13 protein-coding genes are annotated in these 19,879 nt (G+C 72.3%); 7 read left to right on the plus strand and 6 right to left on the minus strand.

The genetic code is table 11. The annotated features are described in order from the left end of the window. Nucleotides 1–122: 122 nt before the first annotated feature. Complete coding sequence (locus OG736_RS38770; RefSeq protein WP_327187825.1) at nt 123–2,120, plus strand: RICIN domain-containing protein; 1,998 nt, start codon at nt 123–125, stop codon at nt 2,118–2,120. A gap of 9 nt (nt 2,121–2,129) precedes the next feature. Here the strand turns inward: OG736_RS38770 and OG736_RS38775 are convergent, their stop codons facing one another. After that, nucleotides 2,130–3,425: an arsenic transporter gene (locus OG736_RS38775; RefSeq protein WP_327186595.1), complete on the minus strand. Its 1,296-nt coding sequence runs from the start codon at nt 3,423–3,425 to the stop codon at nt 2,130–2,132. A 72-nt stretch (nt 3,426–3,497) separates the two neighbouring features. Further along, on the minus strand, nt 3,498–5,867 hold the full coding sequence (locus OG736_RS38780) for a SpoIIE family protein phosphatase (RefSeq protein WP_327186596.1): 2,370 nt from the start codon (nt 5,865–5,867) through the stop codon (nt 3,498–3,500). A 299-nt stretch (nt 5,868–6,166) separates the two neighbouring features. Here OG736_RS38780 and OG736_RS38785 point away from each other — a divergent pair, with 299 nt between their 5' ends. Next, entirely contained in the window at nt 6,167–9,253 is a 3,087-nt protein-coding gene (locus OG736_RS38785; protein ID WP_327186597.1) for a glycoside hydrolase family 2 TIM barrel-domain containing protein, read from the plus strand. 220 nt (nt 9,254–9,473) lie between these two features. Here OG736_RS38785 and OG736_RS38790 read toward each other — a convergent pair whose 3' ends face one another. Then, nucleotides 9,474–10,040 (minus strand): cysteine hydrolase family protein, encoded by a 567-nt coding sequence (locus OG736_RS38790; RefSeq protein WP_327186598.1) that lies wholly within the window; start codon nt 10,038–10,040, stop codon nt 9,474–9,476. A gap of 216 nt (nt 10,041–10,256) precedes the next feature. Between OG736_RS38790 and OG736_RS38795 the strand changes: the two genes are divergently transcribed. The 4 genes from OG736_RS38795 to OG736_RS38810 all read left to right on the plus strand — a co-directional run bounded on the left by OG736_RS38795 (nt 10,257) and on the right by OG736_RS38810 (nt 15,345). Next, the gene (locus OG736_RS38795) at nt 10,257–12,497 is read left to right on the plus strand and encodes a glycoside hydrolase family 9 protein (RefSeq protein WP_327186599.1); all 2,241 of its coding nucleotides are present in this window, start codon (nt 10,257–10,259) and stop codon (nt 12,495–12,497) included. 139 nt (nt 12,498–12,636) lie between these two features. Beyond that, nucleotides 12,637–12,882, plus strand: coding sequence for a hypothetical protein (locus tag OG736_RS38800; RefSeq protein ID WP_037735240.1), 246 nt, complete (start codon nt 12,637–12,639; stop codon nt 12,880–12,882). A gap of 3 nt (nt 12,883–12,885) precedes the next feature. Beyond that, on the plus strand, nt 12,886–13,263 hold the full coding sequence (locus tag OG736_RS38805; protein ID WP_020128970.1) for a hypothetical protein: 378 nt from the start codon (nt 12,886–12,888) through the stop codon (nt 13,261–13,263). Between the two features lie 438 nt (nt 13,264–13,701). Further along, nucleotides 13,702–15,345, plus strand: a complete 1,644-nt coding sequence (locus tag OG736_RS38810) for an RICIN domain-containing protein (protein ID WP_327186600.1) — start codon at nt 13,702–13,704, stop codon at nt 15,343–15,345. Nucleotides 15,346–15,418: 73 nt separating this feature from the next. Here the strand turns inward: OG736_RS38810 and OG736_RS38815 are convergent, their stop codons facing one another. From OG736_RS38815 to OG736_RS38825, 3 genes are all read right to left on the minus strand, one after another. Further along, nucleotides 15,419–16,588: a lactate 2-monooxygenase gene (locus OG736_RS38815; protein ID WP_327186601.1), complete on the minus strand. Its 1,170-nt coding sequence runs from the start codon at nt 16,586–16,588 to the stop codon at nt 15,419–15,421. Between the two features lie 85 nt (nt 16,589–16,673). Next, nucleotides 16,674–18,272, minus strand: a complete 1,599-nt coding sequence (locus OG736_RS38820; RefSeq protein ID WP_327186602.1) for a purine-cytosine permease family protein — start codon at nt 18,270–18,272, stop codon at nt 16,674–16,676. Between the two features lie 157 nt (nt 18,273–18,429). Continuing rightward, on the minus strand, nt 18,430–19,053 hold the full coding sequence (locus OG736_RS38825) for an ATP-binding transcription factor AbmR (RefSeq protein ID WP_327186603.1): 624 nt from the start codon (nt 19,051–19,053) through the stop codon (nt 18,430–18,432). 356 nt (nt 19,054–19,409) lie between these two features. Here OG736_RS38825 and OG736_RS38830 point away from each other — a divergent pair, with 356 nt between their 5' ends. Further along, nucleotides 19,410–19,844, plus strand: a complete 435-nt coding sequence (locus OG736_RS38830) for a protease inhibitor (protein ID WP_020128975.1) — start codon at nt 19,410–19,412, stop codon at nt 19,842–19,844. The last annotated feature ends 35 nt before the right edge of the window (nt 19,845–19,879 follow it).

The following is a 19,879-nucleotide window of genomic DNA, read 5'->3' on the forward strand; positions in this document are numbered from 1 at the left end:
TCAAAAGAGCGGTACCCCCCGCGGACGTCAGAGGTGCCGAACCCTGTGCGAGTCGATCCCGCTTCGTGGGCGGGATCGCATACCCGATGGTATGGACTTTATGCCGCATGCCCCCGGAAGGAATGCAGACCGTGAATGACGCAGGCCTGTCGAATTCCCCTTCGGCGCGCCGCTTCGACGCGACGGACGAACAGCTGAGCTCCGAGCTGAAGAAGTGGACGGGGGCGTCACCCGCACTGCATCCCGTCGGTGAGCTGCTGGACCGCCACTGGGCGGCCGCTTTCGCCTACGCGCGGCTGTGCACCGACGGCGAGCGCGCGGCGGGCATGCTCACCACGGCCGCCTTCACCCGGCTGTTCGGTGAGAGCCTGCGGCAGAACGGGCCGACCGCCGCGTGGCGCCCCCATCTGCTGGTGACCGTGCGCCGTATCGCCGGTGAATGGGACGCCGACGGCCGCCGTGACCTGCTGCACCCGGCGCTGCGCTCCGAGGACGAGGACGGTGACCGCGCCGCCGCCCGGCTGCTGCCGCCGCTGAACCGGCGCATCCTGTCCCGGGCGTTCCAGCGGCTGCCCCAGTCCGCGCGCTGCCTGCTCTGGCACATCGAGGTCGAGGCCGAGCCCCTGGCGGTCCCGGCCGGACTGCTGGGCCTCGAGGAGGAGGGCGCCCGGGTCGAACTGCGCCGGGCCCGCGAGCGGCTGCGCGAGGAGTGCCTCCAGGTGCACCGCGAACTCGCCACCGACGACGAGTGCCACCGCTACGACCGGCTGCTGGACGTCACCTGCCGTCGTGGCGGCGCCGACCTCGACCCGGATCTGCGCGGCCACCTGGAGCGGTGCCGGCACTGCCTGCACACCGCCGACCAGCTGAGGCAGTTCGAGGGCCTGCTCGGCGCCGCCCTGGCCGAGGGCATCCTGGGCTGGGCCGCCGCGGCCTATGTCGAGGCCAGGATGGCCGACGACGGCGAAGCCGGCGAGAGCCCCGCGGAGCAGCCCCGGAGCTACTCGGGCGAGGCCTTCACCGACGGGACCCCCGCCCCCGAGGCGCCCGGCGCCGGCGCAGGACCGAACCCCCGTGCCGGGCTGCGTGCCGGGGCGATCGCCCGCATCGGATCGCGGGTCGGTGCCGCCGCGCGCACCGGGGCCGCGCCCGGCGCCGACTCCCGCCCCGGCGGGAGCCGTTCGGCCCAGAAGGCGGCCCGCCGCGCCCGCCGACGCAATCTCGCCGCCGCCGTGCTGACCGTGAGCGGGCTGGTCGTGCTGCCGCTCGGCGTGTGGGCCGCCATCGGCTCCGGGGACGGAGCCGCGTCCGGCGCGGGCAGCGAGTCGGCGAGGACCCCGGCCCCCGGGACGGACACGGCCACCTCCGACCCGTCCTGGGTCGACGTCGGTGAGGACGCCCAGGGCACCCTGCGCGGGCGGCTGCACAACGTGGCCTCCGGGCTGTGCATAGGCATCGTCGGCACCAAGGCCGTCAGCGGCGCCGAGACCGAACTCGCCGCCTGCTCCTCCGTAGCCGGCCAGCAGTGGTCGTACGAACCGGACGGGCTGGTGCGCAGCGCCGCCGACGCCGATCTGTGTCTCGACTCCCACCTGGGCTTCTCGGTGCGGCTGGCCCCGTGCGCGGGAGCCTCCCAGCCCGACCCCAAGAACGTCCGGTACGACTTCACGCTCCAGGGCACGCTCGTTCCGCGCTCGGGTCAGAACCTCGCGCTGGCGCCCGCCGCCACCGACGGATCGGGCGCCCTCGTCCTGAAGAACCGGGTGGACAGCGCGGCCCAGCGCTGGGTGATCGACACCTCGCAGCCCGACCCGCAGATGCAGTTCGTCAACTGGGGCGCCGACAGCACCTCCTCGGGCACCCCGGCGCCGACCCCGACGCCCAAGGCCGCGAAGCCCCCGGCGCCGACGCCGTCCGCCGCCCCGGCCACCACCAGCCCGACGAGCTCCTCCGCGGGCTCCACCACCACGTCCTGCTCGTACGACACCTATTACTACTGCTCGTGGGGCGGCCAGTCGGGCTCGTCCGGCGGCTCGGGGTACGGCTACGGCGGCTCCGGGTACGGCGGCGGGTACGGGGGATACGGCTCGGGCTCCGGGTTCGGCGGCGGGCGCAACTGATCCGGGCGGTCAGACGCCGACCACCTGCAGCGAGGCCCACAGCGCGACGACGGCCGGGACCAGCGCGGCCGGCACCGTGAGCAGACCCAGCCGGGTGAACTCCCCGAGCCCGACCCGTTCCGCACGCGCCTGGACCACGCGCCGCCACAGCAGCGTCGCCAGCGATCCGGCGTAGGTGAGGTTCGGGCCGATGTTCACCCCGAGCAGCACCGCGAGCACCGCCCCGGTCCCGGCCGGGGCGGCGAGCGGCACCAGGACCAGCACCGCGGGCAGGTTGTTGATCAGATTGGCCAGGACGGCGGCCAACGCGGCGACCGCGAGCAGGGCGAGCAGGCCCGAGCCGTCCGGCAGGACGTGCCGCAGCGCGTCGGCGAGTCCGTTGTCGACGACCGCGCGCACCACGATGCCGAGCGCCAGCACGAACGCCAGGAACCCCGGCGCGGCTGCCCGCACCACGGCGACCGGTGTCACCCGCCGCCGCAGCAGCGCGCGTCCGGCCATGACCAGGGCGCCGGCGAACGCGGCCCAGGCCGGCTCGATCCCGACGGCGGACGCCACCACGAACCCGACGAGTGTGCAGGCGACGGTGACCAGCGCGAACAGCGGCAGCTCGGGCGCCGGACCGTCGTCGGCGGCGGGCTCGGCGGCCGGCAGGTCGTCGGCGAAGAAACGCCGGAAGACCAGGTACTCGGCGCCGATCGCGACCACCCAGGGCAGGGTCATGAGGGCGGCGAACCGGGTGAAGCTCAGCCCGCTCGCCTCGAACGCCAGCAGGTTGGTGAGGTTGGAGACCGGCAGCAGCAGCGAAGCGGTGTTCGACAGGTGCGCGCAGGCGTAGACGTGCGGCCTGGCACGCACGCCCATCCGGGCGGCGGTGGCGAACACCACCGGCGTCAGCAGCACCACGGTCGCGTCCAGACTGAGCACGGCGGTGATCACCGAGGCCAGCACGAACACCGCGACCAACAGGCGTCGGGGGCTGCCCGCCGACTTCCGGGCCATCCACGCCCCGCACGCCGTGAAGAGGCCCTCGACATCGCACAGGTGCGCCAGCACCAGCACCGCCGCGAGGAAGCCGACGACCGGTCCGAGCCGCTCGGCCTCCGCCAGCGCGTGCTCCGGCGAGACCGCCCCCAGGGCGATCACCAGTGCGGCGGCGGGGACGGCGACGAGTGCCTCGGACCGCCCGGCGGGGCGCAGCACGGCCCATCCCAGGGCGGCGGCGAGCAGGACGACGGACAGCGTTTCGGCGAGCGGGGAGTTGATGTGTGTCTCCGGGAGCGGGGTGGGGTGGTGCCCGCCCATCTGACTGGTCCGGGTGTCCGTCCATGAAAACACGCGTGGGTAAAGCGCCGGCCAAGCGACCGGGAGGCCGCCTCACTCCTCGTCGAGCAGGCTCAGCTCCGCCCAGATCGTCTTGCCCTCGGGGGTGTGCCGGCTGCCCCAGCGCTGGGTGAGCTGGGCGACCAGCAGCAGGCCGCGGCCGCCCTCGTCCCAGGTCTTCGCCCGGCGCAGGTGCGGGGCGGTGTGGCTGGTGTCGGACACCTCACAGATCAGCGTGGTCGCGTCATGGATCAGCCGGAGCCGGATGGGGTGGGCGCCGTAGCGGATGGCGTTGGTGACCAGTTCGCTCACCACCAGCTCGGTGGTGAAGGACGCCTCGCTCAGTCCCCAGCGGGAGAGCTGGTCGACCGCTTGTTTGCGGATCGGCGCGACCAGCGAGGGGTCGGCGGGGATGTCCCAGGTCGCGACCTGGGAGGCGGGCAGGCCCCGGGTGCGCGCGAGCAGCAGGGCCACGTCGTCGGCGGCGCCGCCGGGCGGGAGCAGGGTGTGCAGGATCCGGTCGCAGGTCTCGTCCAGGGAGTCCGAGTAAGCCGCCAGCGTCTCGCTCAGCAGCCGGAGACCGGAGTCCACCTCCCGCTCGCGGGACTCGATCAGGCCGTCGGTGTAGAAGGCGAGCACGCTGCCCTCGGCGAGCTCCAGCTCGGCCGACTCGAAGGGCAGCCCGCCCACGCCCAGCGCGGGACCGGCCGGCAGCTCGACCCGGCGGGCCGGGCCGTTCGGCCGCAGCACCACGGGCGGGGGGTGCCCGGCCCGGGCCAGCGTGCAGCGTCGCGACACGGGGTCGTACACCGCGTACAGACAGCTGGCGCCGACCTCGCCGGGGTTGCCCTCGCCGCCGGCCTCCTCAGACAGCCGGACGACCAGGTCGTCCAGGTGCGTGAGCAGCTCGTCGGGGGCGAGGTCGATGTCGGCGAGGGTGCGCACGGCGGTGCGCAGCCGTCCCATGGTGGCCGAGGCCTGGATGCCGTGCCCGAGGACGTCCCCCACGACCATGGCGACGCGCATCCCGGACAGCGGGATCACGTCGAACCAGTCGCCGCCGACCCCGGCGCGGGCGGCCGGCAGATAACGGGAGGCGGCGTCGACGGCGGCGGTGCGGGGCAGGGAGCGCGGCAGCAGGCTGCGCTGGAGGGCGAGGGCGGTCTCGCGCTCGCGGGAGAAGCGGCGGGCGTTGTCGATGCAGACGGCGGCCCGGGCCGTGATCTCCTCGGCCAGCAGCACGTCGTCCGGGGTGAACGGGTCCGGCCGGCGGAACCGGGTGAGGACGGCGACGCCGAGCGTCATACCGCGCGCCTGGATCGGCACGGACATCGTGGAGTGGATGCCGAGCTCCTGCACCCGGGCGCCGCGTGCCGGGTCCCAGGCGAGCCATGCGTCCAGACCGCCTCCCGCCAGGGAGCCGATGATGGTGTGTCCCGCGACCAGCGAGTCGGCCTGCGGCGACCCGGTCGGGTACTGCTGCACCTCGCCCGGCTTGGCCACCGCCTCCGGGTTGCCGGCGTTCACCGAGTGGTGCGCGGCACGCCGCAGCCCCACCGGCGGGCTGAACCGGCTCGGCAGCTCCCCGCCGTCCTGCGGGTCGAGCAGGTCGACGCTGACGAAGTCGCCGAGCGCGGGCACGCAGACCTCCGCCAGCTCCTGGGCGGTCCGGATGACGTCGAGGGTGCTGCCGATGCGCACGCTGGCCTCGTTGACCAGCTGGAGCCGCTCGCGTGCGAGGTAGTTCTCGGTGAAGTCGTGGGCGGACAGACACACGCCACGGACCCGGCCGTCGTCGTCGACGACCGGCGCCATCCGGGCCAGCCAGGCGTGGGCCCGCGACTCGCCGCCGCTGCGGGAGTACGTCTGCACGTCCTGCGGCCGGCCGCTGGTGAGCACCCGCAGCATGTGCTGTTCGAGCTCCGTGCTCTGCGGCCCGCCGCCGATCTCGGCGAGGCGCAGCCCCCGGACCCGTTCCTCGGGCAGTCCGATGACCTCACGCATCGCGTCGTTGATCCGGCGCAGTCGCAGGCGTTCGTCGTAGACGGCCACGGCGCAGGGGGACTGGACGAGGCCCGCCGCGGCGAGGAGAGCGTCCGAGGGGCCGGTGCCGCTCCCGGCGAGCGGGGTGACGACGAGCCACTGTCCCGGGTCGTCGGTCCGGGCGGGGAGGCGGTGGGCGAGCAGCCACACCCGGACCGGGCGGCCGTCGCGATGGCGCAAAGTGACCGTTCCGTCCCAGCGTGTGCCGCTGAAGTCGGGTGTCCCGTCGGCCAGCAGTTCCGTGGCGGGCCGGCCCAGGACATCGGCCGGGGTCCAGCCCAGCAGGGCCCGGGCGCCCTCGTTCCACCCGATGAGCGCGCCGGAGTCGTCGACGACCGCCCGGGCCGTCGCGGCCTCGTCGAACGGATACTCCGGGCTCATCTCGGCACTCCATCGCGGACACTCACAGTGAACAGGCACGTCACTTCCGTTCCAGCCTAGTGTGTCCCGCTCCCTGGCGGACGGGAACCCCCAGTGCTCGGCTGAACAGCGAGTTCCCGTCGGGGTCAAGGGCTAAAACCGGCCGATCCCGTGCGGTCCCGGGGGAGGGAGCCCCGGTCCGCCGCGGGAGCGGGCGGGCGCGTCGGGCCCCTTGACGGGCAGGAGCGGCCCGTCGTCAGATTCTGTTTGTTAACGATCAGTTGTGAGTACTTCTGGTTCCTGATGAGGGAGAGCCGACCATGACGGTCACTCGCAGATCGGTCCTTCTCGCGTCCGCGGCCGCACCGGCCGCCGGAGCGCTCCTCGGCACACCGGCGGCACAGGCCGCCGCGGACGCCGTACGCGCATCCGGCCGCCGCACGGTCGCGCTGCGCGACGGCTGGCGCTTCGCGCTGGTCAACCCGGGCGGGATCACCGACCCGACCGGGCAGTACGCGGACGCCGCCGCCCCCGGCCACGACGACTCGACCTGGCGCGCGGTGGCGGTTCCGCACGACTGGAGCATCGAGCAGACGCCCACCACGCAGAACGGCACGACCAGCGGCACCGGCTTCTTCCCCGGCGGCCTGGGCTGGTACCGACTCGCCTTCACCCTGCCGCCCGGCCACGCCGGCCGGCGGATCTCGGTCGAGTTCGACGGCGTCTACATGGACTCGTACGTCTACTGCAACGGCACCGAGGTCGGCCACCACCCCTACGGCTACACCGGTTTCGCCTTCGACCTCACCGACCTGCTGCACACCGACGGCACCACCGAGAACGTGATCGCGGTCAAGGTGCAGAACCGGCTCCCGAGCAGCCGCTGGTACTCCGGCAGCGGCATCTACCGCGAGGCCCGCCTGGTCGTCACCGAACCGGTGCACGTGGACCGCTGGGGCACCTACGTCACCACCCCCGAGGTCACCGACGAACGGGCCGTCGTCCGGGTCGCGACCACCGTGGCGAACGCGTCCGGCGCGAGCACGGACGTCGAGGTCATCTCCCGTGTCCTCGCCCCGAACGGCCGCACCGTCGCCCGCACCTCCTCCACGGTCGCCGTCGCCGACCGGGCCACGCAGACCCACGAACTCACCGTGACCGACCCGCAGCGATGGGGCTTCGAGACCCCGCGCCGCTACACCCTGGAGACCGAGCTGCGTGTCGCCGGCCGGGTCACCGACACCTACCGCACCCCGTTCGGCATCCGCACCTTCCGCTTCGACCCGGACGAGGGTTTCCACCTCAACGGCAGCCACGCCAAGATCAAGGGCGTCGACCTGCACCACGACCTGGGCGCGCTCGGCGCCGCGATCAGCGTCGACGCCGTCCGCAGACAGATGACGATCATGAAGTCCATGGGCGTCAACGCCTTCCGCACCTCCCACAACCCGCCGTCGCCGGAGATGATCCGGATCTGCGAGGAGCTGGGCATCGTGATGCTGGTGGAGGCCTTCGACTGCTGGAAGACCGGCAAGACGCGGTACGACTACGGGCGCTTCTTCGACGAGTGGTGCGAGCGTGACGCCACCGAGATGGTGCTCGCGGCCCGGAACTCGCCCGCCGTCCTCCTGTGGTCCATCGGCAACGAGATCACCGACTCCACCTCCACCGCCGGTCTCGCCATGGCGGACCGGATCATCACCGCGATCAGGGCCGCGGACGACACCCGTCCGCTCATCATCGGCTCGGACAAGTACCGCACCCCGCCGACCAAGGGCTCCGCCGCCGACCTGATGCTCGCCAAGCTGGACGGCCTCGGCCTGAACTACAACACCGCCAAGTCGGTGGACGTCCTGCACGCGACCTACCCCCACCTGTTCCTCTTCGAGTCCGAGTCGTCCTCGGAGACCTCGACCCGCGGCACCTACCAGGAACCCGAGCACCTCAACACCGGCGAGAACCACACTCCCGGCAGGCGGGCGACCTCCTCCTACGACAACAACCTCGCCTCCTGGACGATGAGCGGCGAGTACGGGCACAAGAAGGACCGCGACCGGAAGTGGTTCACCGGGCAGTTCCTGTGGTCCGGCATCGACTACATCGGCGAACCCACCCCGTACAACGTCTTCCCCGTGAAGGCGTCCTTCTTCGGCGCGGTCGACACGGCCGGGTTCCCGAAGGACATGTACCACCTCTTCCGGAGCCAGTGGGTCGACGAGCCGATGGTCCACCTGCTGCCGACGACCTGGAACCACGAGACGGGCGACACGGTCGAGGTATGGGCCTACTCCAACGTCGACACCGTGGAGCTGTACCTCAACGGAAAGTCCCTGGGCATACGGAAGTTCGACACCAAGAAGACCGTCGACGGCCGCGCCTACCTGGAGACCACCGAGGCCACCGGCGACGACAAGACCTTCACCACCGGCCCCTATCCCGGCAGTTACACCAGCCCGAACGGCAGCGCGGGCAAGCTGCACCTGACATGGCGGGTGCCCTACCGGCCGGGCGAGCTGAAGGCGGTGGCCCGCCGGGGCGGCAGGACGGTCGCCACCGACGTGCTGCGCACGGCCGGCGCCCCGCACGCCGTACGCCTCACCCCGGACCGCAAGTCCCTTCCCGCGGACGGGCGGTCACTGGTCTTCGTCACCGCCGACGTGGTCGACGCGCACGGGACCGTGGTGCCCGACGCCGAACACCTCATCTCCTTCGAGGTCAGCGGCGGTTCTCTCGCCGGCCTCGACAACGGGCGGGAGGAGAGCGCCGAGCGCTACCAGGCCAGCACACGGACCGCCTTCCACGGCAAGGCCCTCGCCATCGTGCGCTCCGGCACCGGGGCCGGCGCCCTGAGGGTGACCGCCCGCGTGGAGGGGCTGCGCAAGGGCACCGCCACCGTGCGCACCACGCCCGCCCGCTCGAAGGCGACCACTGCGCCCGCCGCCTTCACTCCCGACCTGCCGGCGCCGGTGAACCACCCCTACGCGGACGCCAGTTACTCCGGCCGCCCGGACACGCTGCCAGCCGCCCTGCTGGACGGCGACCCCGCCACCGGCTGGTCCAACGCCTTCGCCAAGTCGGCCACCGCCCTGCTGCCCGCTTTCGGCGGGGCCCGGCCGCGGGACTGGGTCTCGGTGGACTACGGGCGCACCCGGGACTTCGACCGGGTGGAGGTGTCCTTCACCGTCGACGCCACGCACAGCCTGCCCGCGGCGGTCGAGGCGGAGGTCTGGGACGGCGAGCGCTATGTGCCGGTCACCGGGGCGACCGTCGACTGGGCCACCGCCTCGGACACGCCGACGGCTCTCACCTTCGCCCCGGTCCGCGGCTCCAGGCTGCGCCTGACCCTGACCAGCAGCGCACCCGACACACCCCGAGGAGCGGTCCGCATCACCAGGCTGGAAGCTTGACCGGCTTCACCGGCTGAACCAGCAGGACCGGCCGGCCTGCTGCCCGGCCGGCGTCTCCCGGGGCGTCGAGGCTGGAGCGGCCGGCCGGGCGGCCGACCCGCACTGCCCGGTCCGTACGACCCTCGGCCCTCCCGCGGCGCCGGGGCCGGACCGTTCCGGGCGGTTCGGAACAGTCCGGCCCGGCGCTGCCGCCGCCCGGTCACCCCGCGCCCGAGACGCCTCAGCCCGCGTCGGTCGCCTCGAAGGTCACCTTCGCCGTGTCCACCGTGCCCGCGGCACGCCCGGGTGCGCTCTGCCACGACCAGTACAGGTTGGTGTGGGCTATCACCTGCTCCGGGGCCGGAGCGCCGTACTTGCTCAGGTCCTCCGTCGTGTGCGCGTCGCCGACCAGTGTCACGTCGTATCCCCGCACGAAGGCGCCGTGCAGGGTCGAGCGGATGCACGCGTCGGTCTGCGCCCCGGTGACGATCACCCGGCCCACCCCGTGCTGCGCGAGCACCGACTCCAGCTCGGTGTCCTCGAAGGAGTCCTGGTACGTCTTGTGGACGAGCGGCTCGGCGTCGAGGCGGAGCAGTTCCTCGACGTACTCCCAGTTCTCGCTGCCCCGTTCGAGGTCGTCGTCGGAGTGCTGTACCCAGACGACGGGCACGTCCTGCGCGCGGGCCGCGTCGATCAGGGTGTGGATGTTCGCGATCACCTCGTCGCGCCGGGGCGCGCCCGCCACCACGCCCTTCTGGACGTCGATCACGAGCAGGGCGGTGTTCGGCCGGTCGGGCAGGGTGGTCATGGAGAACTCCGGTTCCTCGTCATGGTGATCGGTGCTCGGACGGTCCACATTAGGACGCACCACTGACAACGGCCTCGAAGCCATCTCGTCCGGACCGTTGACGGAGTGTCATGACTCCAACAACCATGTCTTGCGACCCTGCTCTGGGAGCGCTCCCACGAGATGGCACCCCGCATCCCGTTCGGAGCGTCCCGCACCTCCCCGAGGAGCCCGGACGTGAAACGACGCAGCACCACCCTGCTGTCCCTCGCGGCCCTGCTGGGCGCGGCGCTCACCGCGCTGCCCGCGCAGCAGGCCGGTGCCGAGGAGGTCGAACAGGTCAGGAACGGCGGCTTCGAGACGACCGCCGACCCGTGGTGGACCAGCAACGTCACCGCCGGTCTCACCGACGGCCGACTGTGCGCGGATGTGCCGGGCGGCACCGTCAACCGCTGGGACTCCGCCATCGGTCAGAACGCCATCACCCTGGTGAAGGGGTCGTCGTACCGGTTCTCCTTCAGCGCCTCCGGAGTGCCCGAGGGCCATGTGGTGCGGGCGGTCGTGGGCCTCGGTGTCTCCCCGTACGACACCTGGTACGAGGCGACCCCGGTGCTGAACGAGTCGGGAGACGCCTACACGTACACGTTCACCTCGCCGGTCGACAGCACCCAGGGGCAGGTCGCCTTCCAGGTCGGCGGGAGCGCGGATCCCTGGCGGTTCTGCCTGGACGACGTGTCGCTGCTGGGCGGGGTGCCGCCGGAGGTGTACCAGCCCGACACCGGGCCACGCGTGCGCGTCAACCAGGTCGCCTATCTGCCGGCCGGACCGAAGAACGCCACCCTGGTCACCGACGCCGGCGCGAAGCTGCCCTGGCAGCTCAAGAACGGCTCCGGGGCTACGGTCGCGCACGGCTGGAGCGTGCCGCGCGGACTCGACGTCTCCTCCGGACAGCACGTCCACTCCATCGACTTCGGCGGCTACCGCACGCGCGGGACGGGCTTCACGCTGGTCGCCGACGGTGAGACCAGTCGCCCCTTCGACATCGGCACGGCCGGCTACGACCAGCTGCGGCTGGACGCGGTGAAGTACTACTACACGCAGCGCAGCGGCATCGCGATACGGGACGACCTGCGGCCCGGGTACGGCAGGGCGGCCGGTCACGTGGACGCGGCTCCCAACCAGGGCGACTCCGCGGTCCCGTGTCAGCCCGGGGTGTGCGACTACACCCTCGACGTCACCGGCGGCTGGTACGACGCCGGCGACCACGGCAAGTACGTCGTCAACGGCGGCATCGCCGCCTGGGAGCTGCTGAGCACCTACGAACGTTCCCTGCTCGCCCGCACCGGCGACCCGGCCGCGCTCGGCGACGGGACCCTCGCCCTCCCGGAGAGCGGCAACAAGGTGCCGGACATCCTCGACGAGGCCCGCTGGGAGCTCGACTTCCTGCTGAAGATGCAGGTGCCGGACGGGCAGCCGCTCGCCGGAATGGCCCACCACAAGATCCACGACGAGCAGTGGACCGGCCTGCCGCTGCTGCCGGGCGACGATCCGCAGAAGCGCGAACTGCACCCGCCCTCCACCACCGCGACCCTCAATCTGGCCGCCACGGCCGCCCAGGCGGCCCGCCTGTACCGGCCCTACGACAAGGCCTTCGCGGCGAAGGCGCTGACGGCCGCGCGCAAGGCCTTCACGGCGGCCCTCGCGCACCCGGACGTGTACGCCGACCCGGACGACGGCATCGGCGGCGGCGCCTACAACGACGACGACGCGACCGACGAGTTCTACTGGGCGGCCGCCGAGCTGTACCTCAGCACGGGGGAGAAGCAGTTCGCCGACAAGGTGCTGAACTCCCCGGTGCACACGGCGGACATCTTCGTCCCCAACGGCTTCGACTGGTCCCGAACGGCCGCCGCCGGCCGCCTCGACCTGGCGACCGTCCCGAACCGGTTGCCCGGCCGCGACAAGGTCCGCCGATCTGTCGTGCGGGGCGCCGACACGTATCTCGCCACGCTGGCCGGACAGCCGTACGGCATGCCCTACGCCCCCGACGGCAACCGCTACGACTGGGGTTCCAGCCACCAGGTCCTCAACAACGCCGTGGTCATCGCCACGGCCTACGACCTCACCGGCGCCTCGAAGTACCGGGCCGGGGCCGTCCAGAGCATGGACTACGTCCTCGGACGCAACGCGCTCAACCTGTCGTACGTCACCGGCTACGGCGAGGTGAACTCCCACCACCAGCACAGCCGCTGGTACGCGCGCCAGCTGGACCCGAACCTGCCGGACCCGCCGCGGGGGACCCTGGCGGGCGGCGCGAACTCGAGCATTCAGGACCCCTACGCGCAGGGCAAGCTCCAGGGCTGCGTGGGCCAGTTCTGCTATATCGACGACATCCAGTCCTGGTCCACGAACGAGACCGCGATCAACTGGAACGCGGCGCTGGCCCGGCTGGCCTCCTTTGTGGCGGACCAGGGGTAGGGCGGGATCGGCAACCGGATCAGCAATAGGCCCTGCCTGATCGGCAGTGGGCAGGGCCGAACACCTTCCGGTACCGCGCGGTCATCAGTTTGACCTGGGGATATTTACGAGTAAGTACCCGCGCGGTACCGTGAGGGGCATGCCAGCCCTCAATGTGGAATTCAGCGATCGCGAGCTGGAGGACCTGCGGCAGATCGCCAAGGAACGCGGTACGTCGATGAAGGCACTCGTGCGGGAGGCGGCCGCCGCCGACATCGCGCGGCACCGGGCGCTCCAGGAGGGCGCGGAGGCCTTCCGCAGGTTCTTCGCCTCGCACGCGGACGAGTTCGCCGCCGCCTTCCCCGAGGACGAACGCTCCGTGCGGGGCGAGGGGCGGGTCGCCTGACCGATGACCTCCGTCATCCACATCGACGTGCCCTGGCTGCTCCAGCGCCACGAAGAGGTTCTGCCGGAGCAGCCCACCGTCAACGACTTCTCGGCGCTGGTCGCCGCCGTCGCCCGGCACCGGGTCGATCCGCCCAAGCTCGGCGTGGACTCCGACCCGGCCTGGCGGGCCGCCGCGCTGCTGCACACCCTCACCGTGCTCAAGCCCCTGCCCTCGGCCAACGCCCGCTTCGCCTGCGCGACTGCGGTGGCGTACATGTTCACCAGTGGGGTCGGTATCGATCCGCCGTACGGCGCGCTCGTCGACCTCGCCCGCGATCTGCTGGACGGCAAGACGGACGTCTACGGCGCGGCGGACCGGTTGCGGTCCTGGCAGATATAGGCAAAGCGCAAAGCGTTCAGGGCCGCCGGCCGAGGGCGGGAGGAACAAGGCCGGCGGCCGTTTCGCGCAGGAGAGCCGCCGTCCTGCGCGGGGCCTCCGAGGAAGTGGCCGGTTCCAGCCAACCGCACGGGCCGGTGCGCCGGGAGAGTGCGCGGCGCCCTGCCGCGTGCGCGTGTTTCACACGGGGCGCAGGGGCGAATTCCGGCCGGGCCCGCAGAGGTCGTGGAAAGGCGCGCTGCCCGGTCCGAGCCGGCCCCGCCTATCGACTTTTTATCAACAAGGCGCAGCTTCAGCCGTCGCCTTGTTGTGCGCGACTCAGTTGTGCAAAGGTGAACCGCCCGTGCGGGGGGTCATGACCAAACCCCCCGCGTTCGTCGGCGGAGGCGAATTCACGCTCCCTGCCGCACCGGACAGGTACGTACCAAAGGAATGCGCTCAGTGCCCACCCCTCAGCCTCCTCGTCCGCCCTACCCTCCCCAGGGCGGGGGTCCCGGAGAATCCGACGAGTCACTCGCCGCGGGTATACGCGGCGGCGCGGACAGCGAGGTCGCCCAGTCCACCGCTCTGCTGATCGCCCGGCACTGGCGGCCGGTGCACGAGTACGCGGTCATCTGCCTCGCCTCCTCCGGGAGTGTCGCGTCCATGGTCACCGCGGCCGCCTTCCACCAGGTCCTCGACCGGCTGAAGCTGGGCGAGCCGGGGACCGCGCTGCGGCCCCGACTGCTGGTGACCGTGCGGGACATGGCCCGGCTGTGGTCCGCGGACGAGGGACTGTCCGGCGTGCTGCCGGTGCTGCGCAAGCCGGCCGGCGCCCGGGGGATGCGGGCCGCGAAGTCCATGATCCCGGAGAACCGGGTGCTGGCGGAACGCTCGTTCCAGGGCCTTCCCGCGGTCGCCCGGTGCGTCCTGTGGCATGCGGAGGTCGAGGCCGAAGAAGTCAGCGTCGCCGCCGGTCTGCTCGGTATGGACACCGACACCGTGACCGCCGTCCTGGAGCAGGCCCGGGACAAACTGCGCGAGGGAGTCGTCCGGGCGCACCGGGAACTCGCGCCGAGCAAGGACTGCCGCTTCTACAACCGGCTTCTCGACGTCCCGATCCGTCGCGGCGGCGACCTCCTGCCCGACGTGCGCAAGCATCTGGACGAGTGCCGCTACTGCCGTGCCGCCGCCGAACAGCTCGGCCACTTCGAGAGCGGCCTCGGCGTGCTGCTCGCCGAGGCGGTGCTCGGCTGGGGCGCCCGCCGCTACCACGACACCCGCCCCGGCCGCGCCAAGCAGCAGACCGTACGGCTCAAGGGCTCCGCACGGCACGGCGGCCGTGGCGGCCGTGGCACCCGCGGCAGGGGCGGCAACCTGTTCTCGCGCATCCCCTCGCCCCGTAGGCGGCCGTCGGGGGAGACCCGTTCACCGCGCGCGCTGTTCACCGGTGTCGGCCTGGCCTCGGCGGGTCTGCTGACCACCCTGCTCGCCGCCGGCATGTGGTCGGACGACGGCGGCGCCGACCCGGCCGCCTCGACCAGCGGAAGCGTCCCCGGCATCGACTCGCAGGCCGCCACCGCCTCGCCGACCGCCCCGGACACCGCCCAACTGCCCACCGCGCCACGGCAGACCACGCTGCGCAACGCCGCCGCCGACCTCTGCCTGGACGTCCGGGGCGAGGCGACGGCGGGCGCCTCCGTCGAACTCGCGGACTGCTCCTCCGATGCGACCCAGCAGTGGTCGTACGACGACGACGGGCAGTTGCGCAGCGTCGCCGGGCCCGGCCTGTGCGTGGACTCCCACGCCGACGCCGGGGTGGTCATCCTCGGCGCGTGCGTGGACGAGACCGACGCCCGGGGGGACGACGTCCGCTACGACCTCACCGTGCAGGGCGAGTTGCTGCCCCGCTGGGACGACGCGCTCGCCCTCGCACCGGCCGGTGAGGAGCCGGGCGCGGACGTGGTCGTGAAGGTCCGCGACCACTCCACCGGCCAGCGCTGGCTCACCGACGTCGCCTCCGCCACCCCCGGTTCCCTCGCGGTCACCGGCACGGACGCGCCCGCGTCGGCCCAGCCGGTCGACCTGGCGGACGGCACAGCCTGAGGCACGCGGTACGCGGACCCCGGCCGGCCCGCGGGCACGGCGGTGACCGGTGGCCACGGTCACCCGACCGCCGTCACCCGGCGTCCTCGACGAGGTCCGCCGGGCCCACGGTCCCGGGCCCGGCGTGGCCGGACAGCGCCAGGGTGAGGTCGAACTCGGCGAGCAGACAGCGGATCACGTGCTCGACGCCCGGCTGTCCGTCCAGGCCGAGGCCGTAGACGTAGGGACGGCCGAGGAGTACCGCCCGCGCGCCGAGGGCGAGCGCCTTGAAGACGTCGTCGCCGGTGCGCACCCCGCTGTCGAACAGCACCGTCAGCCGGTCGCCGACCGCCCGCGCCACCCGGGGCAGCGCGTCGGCGGCCGCGACCGAACCGGCGACCTGCCGGCCCCCGTGGTTGGAGACCACCACGCCGTCCATCCCGGCGTCGGCGGCCAGCCGGGCGTCGTCGGGGTGCAGGACACCCTTGAGGATGATCGGCCCGTCCCAGTTCTCCCGCAGGAACGCCAGGTCCGGCCAGGTCTTGCCGGGGTCCGCGAACAGACTCACGAAGTGCAGGACGGCCGCGTTCGGGTCCTCGTGCACCGGCTTGGCCAGGCCCGCCAGGAAGGCCGGGTCGGTGAAGTAGTTGGCGGTGCCCACGCCGTGCAGGAACGGCAGATAGGCCTGGTCGAGGTCGCGGGGCCGCCACGCCAGCAGCGGGGTGTCCAGGGTGACGACGAGCACCGTGAACCCGCTCGTCCGCGCCCGCCGCAGGAAGCTGCGGGTCACCTCGCGGTCCTTGGACCAGTACAGCTGGAACCAGCGCTCGGCGTCCCCCATCGCCTCGGCCACCTGCTCGATCGGCGTGCTGGACGCCGACGACAGGACGAACGGCACCCCCTGCGCGGCCGCCGCCCGGGCCGCAGCGGACTCGGCCTCCGGATGCATGATCGACAGCACGCCGACGGGCGCGAGCGCGAGCGGCGCGGGCAGGGCACGGCCCAGCACCTCGACCGACAGGTCCCGCTCGTGCACGTCCCGCAGCATGCGCGGCACGATCCGGCGACGCTCCAGGGCCGCACGGTTCGCCCGCGCCGTGCTGCCGTCCCCCGCGCTGCCCGCCACATAGCCGACCGGCCCCGGCCCGAGGCGGTGTTCGGTGAGCTCCTCGAGCCGGGTCAGGTCGGTGGGCAGCCGGGGGACCGCGCCCGTCATCCCGTTGAGATAGATCTCGTACTGGAAGTCCGCCCAGTGCTTCGCCATCCGTACGTCCCGCCTCTCGCCGTCCCGGCGTCGTCGCCGTCGCAGGGCGACCATACCGGCGGGTCGGTGGCGGCGGTCCGGTGGTTCAGTCGACGGCCGACCCGGACGGTACGGCGGCGGGTTCGCCGGCGTCCGTGCCCGGACCGGTGATCGGCGGCACCGCCACCTCCACGGTCCTGGCCAGCCGTGCCCCCTCGGGCCCGTACACCGCCCGGGGTTCGGGGAAAAGCCGCAGCAACGCCAGGTAGAGCACGGCGGCGACGGCCAGGGACAGCGGCAGGCCGATGTCGATGCCGTTCGCCAGATCACCCAGCGGGCCCACGAACTGTCCCGGGATGTTCGTGAACAGCACACCGAGCAGCGCCGACACCCACCAGGCGGTCATGCCGCGCCAGTTCCAGCCGTGCGCGAACCAGTAACGCCCGCCGCGCTGACGGCGGTTGAAGACCTGGAGGGCTTCGGGGTCGTACCAGCCGCGCCGGGTGAAGAAGCCCAGCATCATCACGACCATCCATGGCGTCGTACACGTGATGATCATCGTGGCGAACGTCGAGATGGACTGCACCAGGTCCAGGCCGAACCGGCCGACGAAGATGAACACGATCGACAGCAGACCGACCAGCACGGTCGCCCGCACCCGCGACAGCCGCGGGAACACCGACGAGAAGTCCAGACCGGTGCCGTAGAGCGAGGTCGTGCCCGTGGACATCCCGCCGATCAGGGCGAGCAGACACACCGGCAGGAAGAACCAGGACGGTGAGATCGCCAGCAGCCCGCCCACGAAGTCCGGGGCGGCCGGGTCGACGTACTCCGGGGCCTTCGACGCGATGATGCTCGCGGTCGCCAGACCGAAGACGAACGGCAGCAGGGTCGCGATCTGCGACAGGAACGCGGCGCCGACCACCCGGCGGCGCGGGGTGGTGGCCGGGATGTAGCGGGACCAGTCGCCGAGGAACGCCCCGAACGACACCGGGTTGGACAGCACGATCAGCGCCGCGCCGATGAACGACGGCCAGAACAGCGCGTCGGTGGCCGCGTCCGCGGAGTCCGTGAAGACGCCCGCGTACGACGCGTCGAAGTCGCCGGCGAAGGCGATCGCGCCGAGGAGGAACAGCACCGTGGCCGAGGCGACCGCGACCTTGTTGACGAACAGCATGAACCGGAAGCCGTATACACACACCGCGAGCACCAGCCCGGCGAACACCGCGTAGGCGACGGCGTACGTCAGGTCGCCGCGGGAGAGGCCGAAGAGGCGGTGGGCGCCGCCGACCAGGGCGTCGCCCGAGCTCCACACCGAGATGGAGAAGAACGCGATCGCCGTCAGCAGGGAGAGGAACGAGCCGACCACACGGCCGTGCACGCCGAGGTGCGCGGACGAGGAGACCGCGTTGTTGGTGCCGTTGACCGGTCCGAACACCGCCATGGGGCACAGGATCAGCGCGCCCACGAAGACCCCGAGGAGGGTGGCGGCGAGGCCCTGCCAGAAGGACAGGCCGAAGAGGATCGGGAAGGCGCCGAGCACGCAGGTGGAGAAGGTGTTCGCGCCGCCGAAGGCGAGCCGGAACAGGTCGAGGGGGGTCGCGGTGCGCTCGGCGTCGGGGATGCGGTCCACACCGTGGGACTCGACCTCGGTGAGCGACGGGGGAGACGCGGACGGCGCGGGTTCGGGGGACGGCGGGGTCAAGGGAGCTCCAGCAACAGGCGGTCGACGGTGGAGCGCGGGGTGGCGCGGCACGGTGAACGGCCGTCCGGTCGCGGGGTGGGCGACGCGGGCGGATGCCGTCACTGATCGGGGTCTGCCGAACCTACGGCGCGGGGCAAGACCCCGACCAGAGGATGAATCATCCTTCTTCCGCGTCGGGAGTGGACGAATCCGTCACCCCTCCATGACCGTGACCGTGACCGGGGCCGGAGTCGGGGTCGGAGGAGGAGTCGGAGTCGGGGGCCGTGTCCGGCCCCTGGGCCCGCACCCGCTGGACCTGTTCGAGGGAGTCGCGCAGCTCGGTGAGCCATTCGTCGGTGTGGCGCTGGACCAGCCGGACGCACCAGGCGAGCGCGTCGCTGCGGCTGCGGGCCACTCCCGCGGCGATCAGGGTGTCGAGGACCTGGCGTTCGGGCTGCCGCAGCCGGGTCATGACGGGCGCGGCCACGTGGGTGAACAGGGCACGCTCCCCGTCGCACACCACACCCCAGGACACCTTCCGGCGGAACCGGTGTTCGGCGTCGCGGGCCACGGCGATCCGGGTCTCCCGGGTACGTTCCCGGAACTCCTGGATCCGGGCGGTGACCGCCGCCTCCCGCTCGGCGGCCGAGGCGCCCTCGGCCGTCCGGGGCGCGGGGATGCGGCCGATCACGGTGATCTCCTCGCGGTCGACCGTCACCTCGGCGGGCTCCTCGAAGAGGTCGTCCGGCAGGCGGCCGGCGAACCAGCCCCTCAGCTTCTCTTTCTGCTCGGTCGTAATCATGTAATGACGATTACTCCGCAGGTGCATGAACACAAGGGGTCGAGAAGGAGTCCGCCGAGAGCGGAACGGAGGGTGCGCGGAGGGATCCGGAGGCGGAGGCGGAATGTTTCAGGCCGATTAACGAAGCTATGGAAACCGGTCATCGAGTCGACCGAAGGGATCATGAAGCGCTTGCTTTCGGCGTTGGAACGTTCGAATTCCGTTACTTCTCGCCACTGATTCAATACGCAAGGTTACTGAAACCCGTGGGGTCGATGTGAGATTCGGCGGTGGACTCGGCAGACTCGCGCTCGCCGCGTTCGACACCGACCGAGCCGGACCGGCACACCCCCGAATCGAGCGGAAGGATGCACACAATGCGGAACACCGCGCGCTGGGCAGCGACCCTCGGCCTCACGGCCGCCACCGTCTGCGGATCCCTCACCGGATCCGCGCTCGCCGCCCCGGCCGCAGCGCCGACCTCCCTCTACGCCCCGTCGGCCCTCGTGCTGACCGTGGGTCACGGAGAGACCGCCGCCACCGTCAACGCGGCCCGGGCCGTCACGCTGAGCTGCGCCCCGACGCCCTCCGGCACCCATCCCGCCGCCGCTCGCGCCTGCGCCGAACTGCGCGCCGCCGGCGGCGATCTGGACGCCCTGGCGGGCCCGGGTGACGCCGTCTGTACGAGGCAGTACGACCCGGTGGTCGTCACCGTCGACGGCGTATGGCAGGGCAAGCGCGTCTCCTTCGAGCGCGCCTTCTCCAACGAGTGCGTGAAGAACGCTGCCGGGAGCAGCCTCTTCGCGTTCTGAGACCGGGATCGCGTGGTCCCCGTGGACACCGAGAG

The sequence above is a fragment of the Streptomyces sp. NBC_01334 genome (assembly GCF_035983595.1).
GTDB classification, from domain to species: domain Bacteria; phylum Actinomycetota; class Actinomycetes; order Streptomycetales; family Streptomycetaceae; genus Streptomyces; species Streptomyces coriariae.

Bases quoted from the DNA above. Each gene is read 5' to 3' on its own strand.
- OG736_RS38825 (WP_327186603.1), bottom strand. From the start codon at position 19,053: ATGATTACGACCGAGCAGAAAGAGAAGCTGAGGGGCTGGTTCGCCGGC.
- OG736_RS38785 (WP_327186597.1), top strand. From the start codon at position 6,167: ATGACGGTCACTCGCAGATCGGTCCTTCTCGCGTCCGCGGCCGCACCG.
- OG736_RS38770 (WP_327187825.1), top strand. From the start codon at position 123: ATGCAGACCGTGAATGACGCAGGCCTGTCGAATTCCCCTTCGGCGCGC.
- OG736_RS38830 (WP_020128975.1), top strand. From the start codon at position 19,410: ATGCGGAACACCGCGCGCTGGGCAGCGACCCTCGGCCTCACGGCCGCC.
- OG736_RS38790 (WP_327186598.1), bottom strand. From the start codon at position 10,040: ATGACCACCCTGCCCGACCGGCCGAACACCGCCCTGCTCGTGATCGAC.
- OG736_RS38800 (WP_037735240.1), top strand. From the start codon at position 12,637: ATGCCAGCCCTCAATGTGGAATTCAGCGATCGCGAGCTGGAGGACCTG.
- OG736_RS38815 (WP_327186601.1), bottom strand. From the start codon at position 16,588: ATGGCGAAGCACTGGGCGGACTTCCAGTACGAGATCTATCTCAACGGG.
- OG736_RS38775 (WP_327186595.1), bottom strand. From the start codon at position 3,425: ATGGGCGGGCACCACCCCACCCCGCTCCCGGAGACACACATCAACTCC.
- OG736_RS38805 (WP_020128970.1), top strand. From the start codon at position 12,886: ATGACCTCCGTCATCCACATCGACGTGCCCTGGCTGCTCCAGCGCCAC.
- OG736_RS38780 (WP_327186596.1), bottom strand. From the start codon at position 5,867: ATGAGCCCGGAGTATCCGTTCGACGAGGCCGCGACGGCCCGGGCGGTC.